This window comes from Rhodococcus mengyinensis, from assembly GCF_048381435.1.
Classification (GTDB): domain Bacteria; phylum Actinomycetota; class Actinomycetes; order Mycobacteriales; family Mycobacteriaceae; genus Rhodococcus_F; species Rhodococcus_F opacus_D.
Window position 1 is genome coordinate 1 of record NZ_JBLWIT010000032.1, and the last position, 7862, is coordinate 7862.

General features: G+C 68.7%; 1 protein-coding gene. It reads left to right on the top strand.

The window, feature by feature from the left end; genetic code table 11:
• A partial coding sequence (locus ACNJ7E_RS04250) for an amino acid adenylation domain-containing protein (protein WP_418339221.1) occupies window positions 1–7862 on the top strand: 7862 nt, incomplete at both ends.

Consider the following 7862-nt stretch of genomic DNA (forward strand, 5'->3'; position numbering starts at 1 on the left):
CACAATCTGTACGGTCCGACGGAGGCGTCGGTGGATGTGACGTTCCACGAGGTCACGGGGGCGGATCGGACGGTGGTGCCGATCGGGGTGCCGGTGTGGAATACGCAGGTCTACGTGCTCGACGGGCGGTTGCGGGTGGTGCCGGTGGGGGTGGCGGGGGAGTTGTATCTCGGGGGTGTGCAGTTGGCGCGGGGGTATCAGGGGCGGCCGGATTTGACGGCGGATCGGTTCGTGGCGAATCCGTTCGGTGCTGGGGTGGAGGGTTCGCGGTTGTATCGGACGGGGGATCGGGTTCGGTGGTTGCCGGGTGGGGTGTTGGAGTATTTGGGGCGTACGGATTTTCAGGTGAAGTTGCGGGGTCAGCGGGTCGAGTTGGGGGAGATCGAGGCGGTGTTGTTGCGCCGGGAGGATGTGGCGCAGGCGGTGGTGGTGCTGCGCGGTGATGGGTCGTCGGGTGATTATCTGGCGGGGTATGTGGTGCCGGTGGCCGGTGCGGTGGTGGACGAGCGGGTGGTGCGGGAGTCGGCTGCGGTGGCGTTGCCGGGGTTCATGGTGCCGTCGGTGGTGGTGGTGCTGGCGGAGTTGCCGGTGACGGTGAACGGCAAACTGGACCGGAAAGCGCTGCCCGAACCGGACTTCGTCGGCGCCGCGGTGGGTTTCGTCGCTCCCCGATCCCCGATCGAGGGGATAGTGGCCGCCGTGTGCGCCGACCTGCTCGGTCTCCCGCGGGTAGGCGTGAACGACGACTTCTTCGCCCTCGGCGGAAACTCTTTGATCGCCACCAGGTTGGTCGCGCGGATCAACGCGGCCGTCGGAGACCGGATCGGCATCCGCGACGTGTTCGACGCCCCCACCGTGGCCGGTCTGGCCGCGCTGGCCGAGTCGCAGGAAGGGTTGGAGGCCCGGCCACCGCTGAAGCCGAGGGAAGGTACCGCCGAAGTCCCCGTGTCCCCCGCCCAGCAGCGAATGTGGTTCATCAACCAGTTCGACACCTCCTCGTCCGCATACAACGTCGCGTTCGCGTTGAGGCTCGAGGGGCGGCTCGACCTGCATGCGCTCCAGGCGGCGGTGGCCGACGTCGTCGAACGGCACGAGGCCGTGCGCACCCTCTTCCCGCTCACCGACGACGGGCCACGCCAGGTGATCCTCCCCGCGGCGACCGCGGTGCCCGACCTCGAACCGATCGCGGTCTCGGGGGAATCCGAGCTCCGTGAACAGTCGCGGAGAGTGCTGTCCGCGGGATTCGACGTCACGACACAGGTGCCATTGCGCGCACGGCTGTTCAGGCTCGACGAGGACGTGCACGTGCTCGCGGTGGTGGTGCACCACATCGCGGCCGACGGCTTCTCGATGGCACCCCTCGCGCGCGATGTGATGGACGCGTACGTGTCCCGGGTGAACGGGTCGGCCCCGGACTGGGCCCCGCTCGAGGTGCAGTACGCCGACTACGCGCTGTGGCAGCGCGAGTGGCTGGGGTCGGAATCCGATGAGAATTCACCCATTTCACGACAGCTGACCTACTGGACCACCACGCTGTCGGATCTGCCCGAAGTGCTGGAGTTGCCCACCGACCGTCCCCGTCCCACCGTGCGGTCACTTCGCGGCGGCCGCGTCGAGTTCGTGATCGATCCGGAAGTTCATGCCGGTGTGGTCAGGCTGGCGCGGCAACACACCACGACGGTGTTCATGACGTTGCATGCCGCGTTGGCGATCATGCTTGCACGGGTGAGCGGTGCGGACGACATCGCCGTCGGGACGCCGATCGCCGGTCGCGGCGAACGCGAACTCGACGACGTGGTGGGCATGTTCGTCAACACCCTCGTCCTGCGCACCCACGTCGACGGCGGCGCCACCTTCTCCGAGTTCCTGGCCGGCGTTCGAGAAACCGATCTGGGCGCCTTCACCCACGCGGAGGTCCCGTTCGAACGGGTGGTGGAAGTCCTGAGTCCTTCCCGGGTCACGGCGTACGCGCCGCTCTTCCAGGTGATGCTGGAGTTCCAGGACATCGAGCGCCCCACGCTGGAATTGCCGGAACTGCAGGTCCGGAACATCGACCTCGAGATCGACACCGTCAACTTCGATCTGCAGTTGACACTGGCCGAGAACGTCGACGCCGACGGCAACCCGACCGGCATCGCCGCGGCGCTGGGTTACGCGACGGATCTGTTCGACGAGGACACGGTGCTCGGCCTCGCGGAACGGCTCGTGCGCATCCTCGAAGAAGTCACGGCCGACCCCGGCGCCCGGGTCGGAGACATCGACATTCTCGGACCACTGGAGCGTGCCGTACTGACCCCGGTGACGGGCGGTGCGGCAGTCGAAGCACGGACGCTGCCGGATCTGATGGCCGAGGCGGCCGCGAACGATCCGGAGGCCACGGCGCTGATCTTCGACGGGCGCGTCGTGCGCTACCGGGACCTCGACAGGCGATCGAACCAGCTGGCCCGCATGTTGATCGAGCACGGTGTCGGCCCGGAATCCGTCGTCGCAGTGTGTGTGCCGCGGTCCGTCGAATCCGTCCTGGCCGTCTGGGCGGTGGCCAAGTCGGGGGCCGCGTTCCTCCCGGTGGATCCGGACCATCCGGCAGCACGGATCGAATTCATGCTCACCGACTCCGGTGCCGTGTGGGGTGTGACGGGGTCGGCGCAGCGCGGCGCACTTCCGGACACGGTGCCGTGGCTGGTGCTGGATGAACCGGGCTTGGAGGATCGACTGTCGCACTATCCGTCGTCGGCGATCACCGATGGCGAACGGACAGCGACGATTCGGATCGACAATCCCGCCTACCTCATCTACACCTCGGGGTCGACCGGCACGCCCAAGGGTGTGGTCACCACGCACCGTGGACTCGCCGCCTTCGCCGCCCAGGAGAGGGCGACGTTCGGGACGACGCCCGAATCCAGGACGCTGCACTTCGCATCGCCGAGCTTCGACGCGTCCGTTCTCGAACTGCTGCTGGCAATCGGCGCGGCAGCCACGATGGTGATCGCAGCGCCGTCCGTCTACGGCGGTGCCGAATTGGCGCAGTTGCTGGAATCCGAGCGGGTCACGCACTGCTTTGTCACTCCGGCGGCGCTCGCGTCGGTCGATCCCACCGGTCTCACCGCGCTCGAGTGTGTCGTGACGGGCGGCGAGGCGTGCCCGCCCGAACTGGTCGAACGGTGGGCGCCGGGCCGTCGCATGTTCGACGCGTACGGGCCGACCGAGTCGACCGTCGTGTCGAGCATCAGTGACGAACTGGTACCGGGGGCTCCGATCACCATCGGCGCGCCCACGCTCGGTTTCGCCGAGGTCGTGCTGGACGCGCGACTGCACCCGGTGCCTGCCGGTGTCGCAGGGGAGTTGTATCTCGCAGGCCCCGCCCTCGCACGCGGGTACCGCCGGCGGTTCCCGTTGACCGCCGAACGATTCGTCGCCGACCCCTTCGGCCCGCCGGGAAGCCGGATGTATCGCACCGGCGACCGCGCGCGCTGGCTGCCCGACGGTCAGTTGGAGTACCTCGGGCGCACCGATTCCCAGGTGAAGATCCGGGGCTTCCGGATAGAACTCGGCGAGGTCGAGTCGGCGTTGCTCGCCCACGACTCCGTGGCCCACGCGGTCGCCGGCGTATGGAAGGGGGACGGCGGCGATCGGCTGATCGGTTACCTGGTGCCTGAACCGGGTGCGACGATCGATGCGAGGGCTGTCCTCGACTTCGTCGGGGGCCGGTTGGCGTCGTACATGGTGCCGGCGGCGCTCGTGATGCTCGAATCGCTTCCGCTGACGGTGCACGGAAAGCTCGACCGCACAGCGCTTCCGGCTCCCGACTTCGCGGGTTCCGAGAGTCGGCGGCCGCACACCGAGACCGAGGCGCTTCTCGCCGGACTGTTCGAGGAGGTGCTCGGCCTGGACTCGGTGGGCGTGGACGACTCGTTCTTCGCCCTCGGCGGCGACAGCATCATGTCGATCCAGTTGGTGGCCCGCGCACGAGCCGCCGGTGTGATCCTTGCTCCCCGAGACGTGTTCGACCACCGGACGGTCGCTGGTCTCGCCGCGTCGGCGCGATTCGACAGCGACGGCGCGGTGGCGCTCGACGAGCTGCCGGGCGGCGGAATCGGCCCCCTGCCGCTGACACCCGTCGCGCGCTGGACGTTCGAGCGCAGCGGCGGACGGCTCGACAGGTTCACGCAGGCACTGCTGCTGGCGGCCCCCGCCGGTCTCACCCGTGAGGTCCTCGTCCGCGCCGTCGACGCGTTACTGGACCGGCACGACATGCTCCGCACGCGTGTGTCCGGGGAAGTCATGGACGTGTTGCCTGCGGGCGCGGTGCCGGCGGACGCACTGGTCCGCCGGGTTCCGGTCGACACGGTGGCGGGAGACGGCTTCACCGCACTCGCGACCATGGAACTCGATGCTGCGGCCGACCACCTGGACCCCGCCGCGGCCCGCATGGTGCGGGTGGTCTGGTTCGACGTCCCGGACGGCGCCGGGCGACTGCTCGTGGTGGTGCACCACCTCGTGGTCGACGGTGTCTCGTGGCGCATCCTCGTCGCGGATCTCGCGTCGGCGTGCAGCCAACTCCAGGCCGATCTCACACCGGCACTGCCGCCGGTCGGAACGTCGATGCGGCGGTGGTCGCACGGCCTGGCCGACGCTGCGCGGCACCGGGCCGGCGAACTGGCCTCGTGGGAGAAGATCCTGGACGGCGCGGACCCGCTGATCGGTTCGCGGCCACTGGATCCCGCGATCGACGTCGACGCGACCGTCGGCACCGTCACGGTCGACGTGCCGTCGGCGGTGACCGATGCCCTGCTCACCACGCTTCCGGCCGCGTTCCACGGGAGTGTGGGCGATGGACTGCTCGCCGCCGTCGCGCTGGCACTGATCGCCTGGCGACGGGATCGGGGCGTCTCCGTCTCGGACGCTCTGATCACCCTCGAGGGCCACGGCCGCGAGGAGCAGGTCGTCGCCGGCGTGGACCTGTCCCGCACCGTCGGCTGGTTCACCACCGTGTATCCGGCGCGGTTGAACCTCACCGGAATCGATGTCGACGACGCGATGGCAGGTGGTGTCGCGGCAGGGCGAGCGGTCAAGGCCGTCAAGGAGCAGTTGCTGGCGATCCCGGATCACGGGATCGGTTACGGACTGCTGCGCTACCTGGGCGACGAGACGTCGGAGTCCCTCCGCCGATTCCGCGCTCCGCAGGTGAGTTTCAACTATCTCGGTCGAGTGACCACCACGGACGGGGCCGAGGACTGGCTGCCGGTGGAGAGCACGCTCGGCGGCACGCGCAACCCCGACCTGCCGGTCGCGTCCGTGATCGACATCAACGCCGTCGTCGCCGACGGTCCCGAGGGGCCCCGGTTGAGGGCGTCGTTCGCCTTTCCGGCCGGGGTCCTCGACGAGGCCGAGGTCGCGGCGTTCGCGGATCTGTGGTGCCGCGCCCTCGACGGGCTTGCCGCGCACTTGTCACGACCGGATGCGGGCGGGCTGACACCGTCCGACCTTCCGCTGGTGTCGGCAAACCAGCAGCAGATCGAGCGCTGGGAGGCGCGGTTCCCGCGACTGCGGGACGTGTGGTCGCTGTCTCCGCTGCAATCGGGATTGCTGTTCCACGCGTCCCTGGCCGCGGAGTCGATGGACGTCTACACGGCGCAACTGCGCATCGATCTCGCGGGCGCGGTCGACGCCGGACGTCTGCGCGCCGCCGCGGCGGGACTGCTGGCCCGTCACCCCAGCCTGCGGACCGCGTTCGTCTACGACGACGGGGTGCCCGCGCAACTGGTGGTCGACGCGGTGGAAGTGCCGTGGCGGGAGGTGGATCTCACCGTCGAGGGGTCGGTCCCCGACACGGAACTCGCGCGCCTGCTCGACGACGACCGCAGTGCCCGATTCGATCTCACCCGGCCGCCGCTGCTCCGGCTGACCCTGTTCCACACCGCACCGGAGCGCTTCGTGCTGGCGGTCACGAATCATCACATCATCCTGGACGGCTGGTCGATGCCGCTGCTGGTGCGGGAACTGCTGGTTCGCTATGCCGCCGAAGGCAACCCGGTCGGGCTGGCGGAGCCGCCCTCGTACCGCACGTATCTGGACTGGGTAGCGACCCGGGACGCGGAGGCGTCGGCGCGGGCCTGGAAACGAGCGCTCGACGGTGTCGAGGAGCCGACTCTGGTGGCGCCCCACGCGTCCCCGGCGCTCTACGGTGTGCCCCACGAACTCGACGTCGAACTGCCCGCCCCGGTGCGGGGCGGACTCGCGGCCGCGGCGGCGCGCGCCGGCGTCACCATGAACACGGTGATTCAGGCGGCGTGGGGGATGCTGCTGTCCCGGTTACTTTCCCGCGACGACGTGGTCTTCGGTGCCACCGTGTCCGGTCGTCCACCGCAGCTGTCCGGTGTCGAGAACATGCTGGGACTGTTCATCAACACGGTGCCCGTGCGAGTGCGGGTGGACCCGGACGAGAGCGTCGCGCGGCTACTCGTCCGCCTGCAGGACGAGCAGACGTCCCTACTCGACCACCATCACCTCGGCCTCGGCGAGATTCAGTCGCGGGTGGGTGTGGGCAATCTGTTCGACACGCTGTCGGTGTTCGAGTCGTTCCCGATCGACACGTCCGGACTGGACGAGAACACCGACATCGGGGGCATGCGGGTGACCGGTCTCGATGCCCGCGACGCCACGCACTATCCGCTCACTCTGCTGTCGATCCTCGAACCACGGCTGCGATTGAGTCTGCGCTACCAGCCCGGAGCCGTCGACCGGGACGATGCCGCAGCGCTCGCCGACCGCCTCGTCCGGATTCTGGTGACGATCGCCGGCAACGTGGACACCGCGGTCGGTGATGTGGAGGTTCTGGGGCCGGGTGAGCGGGCGTTGGTGGTGGGTTCGTGGAATGCGACGGGTCACTCGGTGCCGCGCACCACCCTTGCCGACCTGCTCGATGCGCAGGTGGCGCGGACTCCTGGTGCTGTGGCGGTGGTGTGTGGGGATGTGGTGTTGTCGTATGGGGAGTTCGATGCGCGGGTGAATCGGCTGGCGCGGTTCCTGATCGGGGCGGGGGTGGGTCCGGAGTCGTCGGTGGGTGTGGCGGTGCGTCGTTCGGTGGATTTGTTGGTGGGGTTGTACGCGGTGGTGAAGGCGGGTGGGGCGTATGTGCCGATAGATCCGGATCTGCCTGCCGAGCGGGTGGGTTTTGTGGTGGGGATTGCGGATCCGGTGTTGGTGTTGACGATGTCTTCGGATCGGATGGTGGTGCCTGCGGGTGTGCGGGTGGTGGAACTCGACACCCTGGATGTGTCGGGGTTCTCGGATTCTCCGGTGGGGGATGGGGAGCGGCGTGCGCCGTTGCGTCCTGCTGATCCGGCGTATGTGATCTTTACGTCGGGGTCGACGGGTCGGCCGAAGGGGGTGGCGGTTCCGCACGAGGGTGTGGTGAATCGGTTGTTGTGGATGCAGGGGGAGTATGGGCTCGGCTCGGATGATGTGGTGTTGCAGAAGACGCCGGTGACGTTCGATGTGTCGGTTTGGGAGTTGTTCTGGCCGTTGATCGTCGGTGCGCGGTTGGTGATCGCGGAGCCGGATGGGCACCGTGACCCGGGTTATCTCGAACGGGTGATCCGCGAGGAGTCGGTCACCACCGTGCATTTCGTGCCTTCGATGCTCGAGGTGTTCCTGGCGGGGGCGAACGTGGAGGGGTGCGGTGCGTTGCGCCGGGTGTTCACCAGCGGTGAGGCGTTGCCGTCGGCAACGGCGGCACGTCTGCGCGGGGTGAGCGGGGCGGAGCTGCACAATCTGTACGGTCCGACGGAGGCGTCGGTGGATGTGACGTTCCACGAGGTCACGGGGGCGGATCGGACGGTGGTGCCGATCGGGGTGCCGGT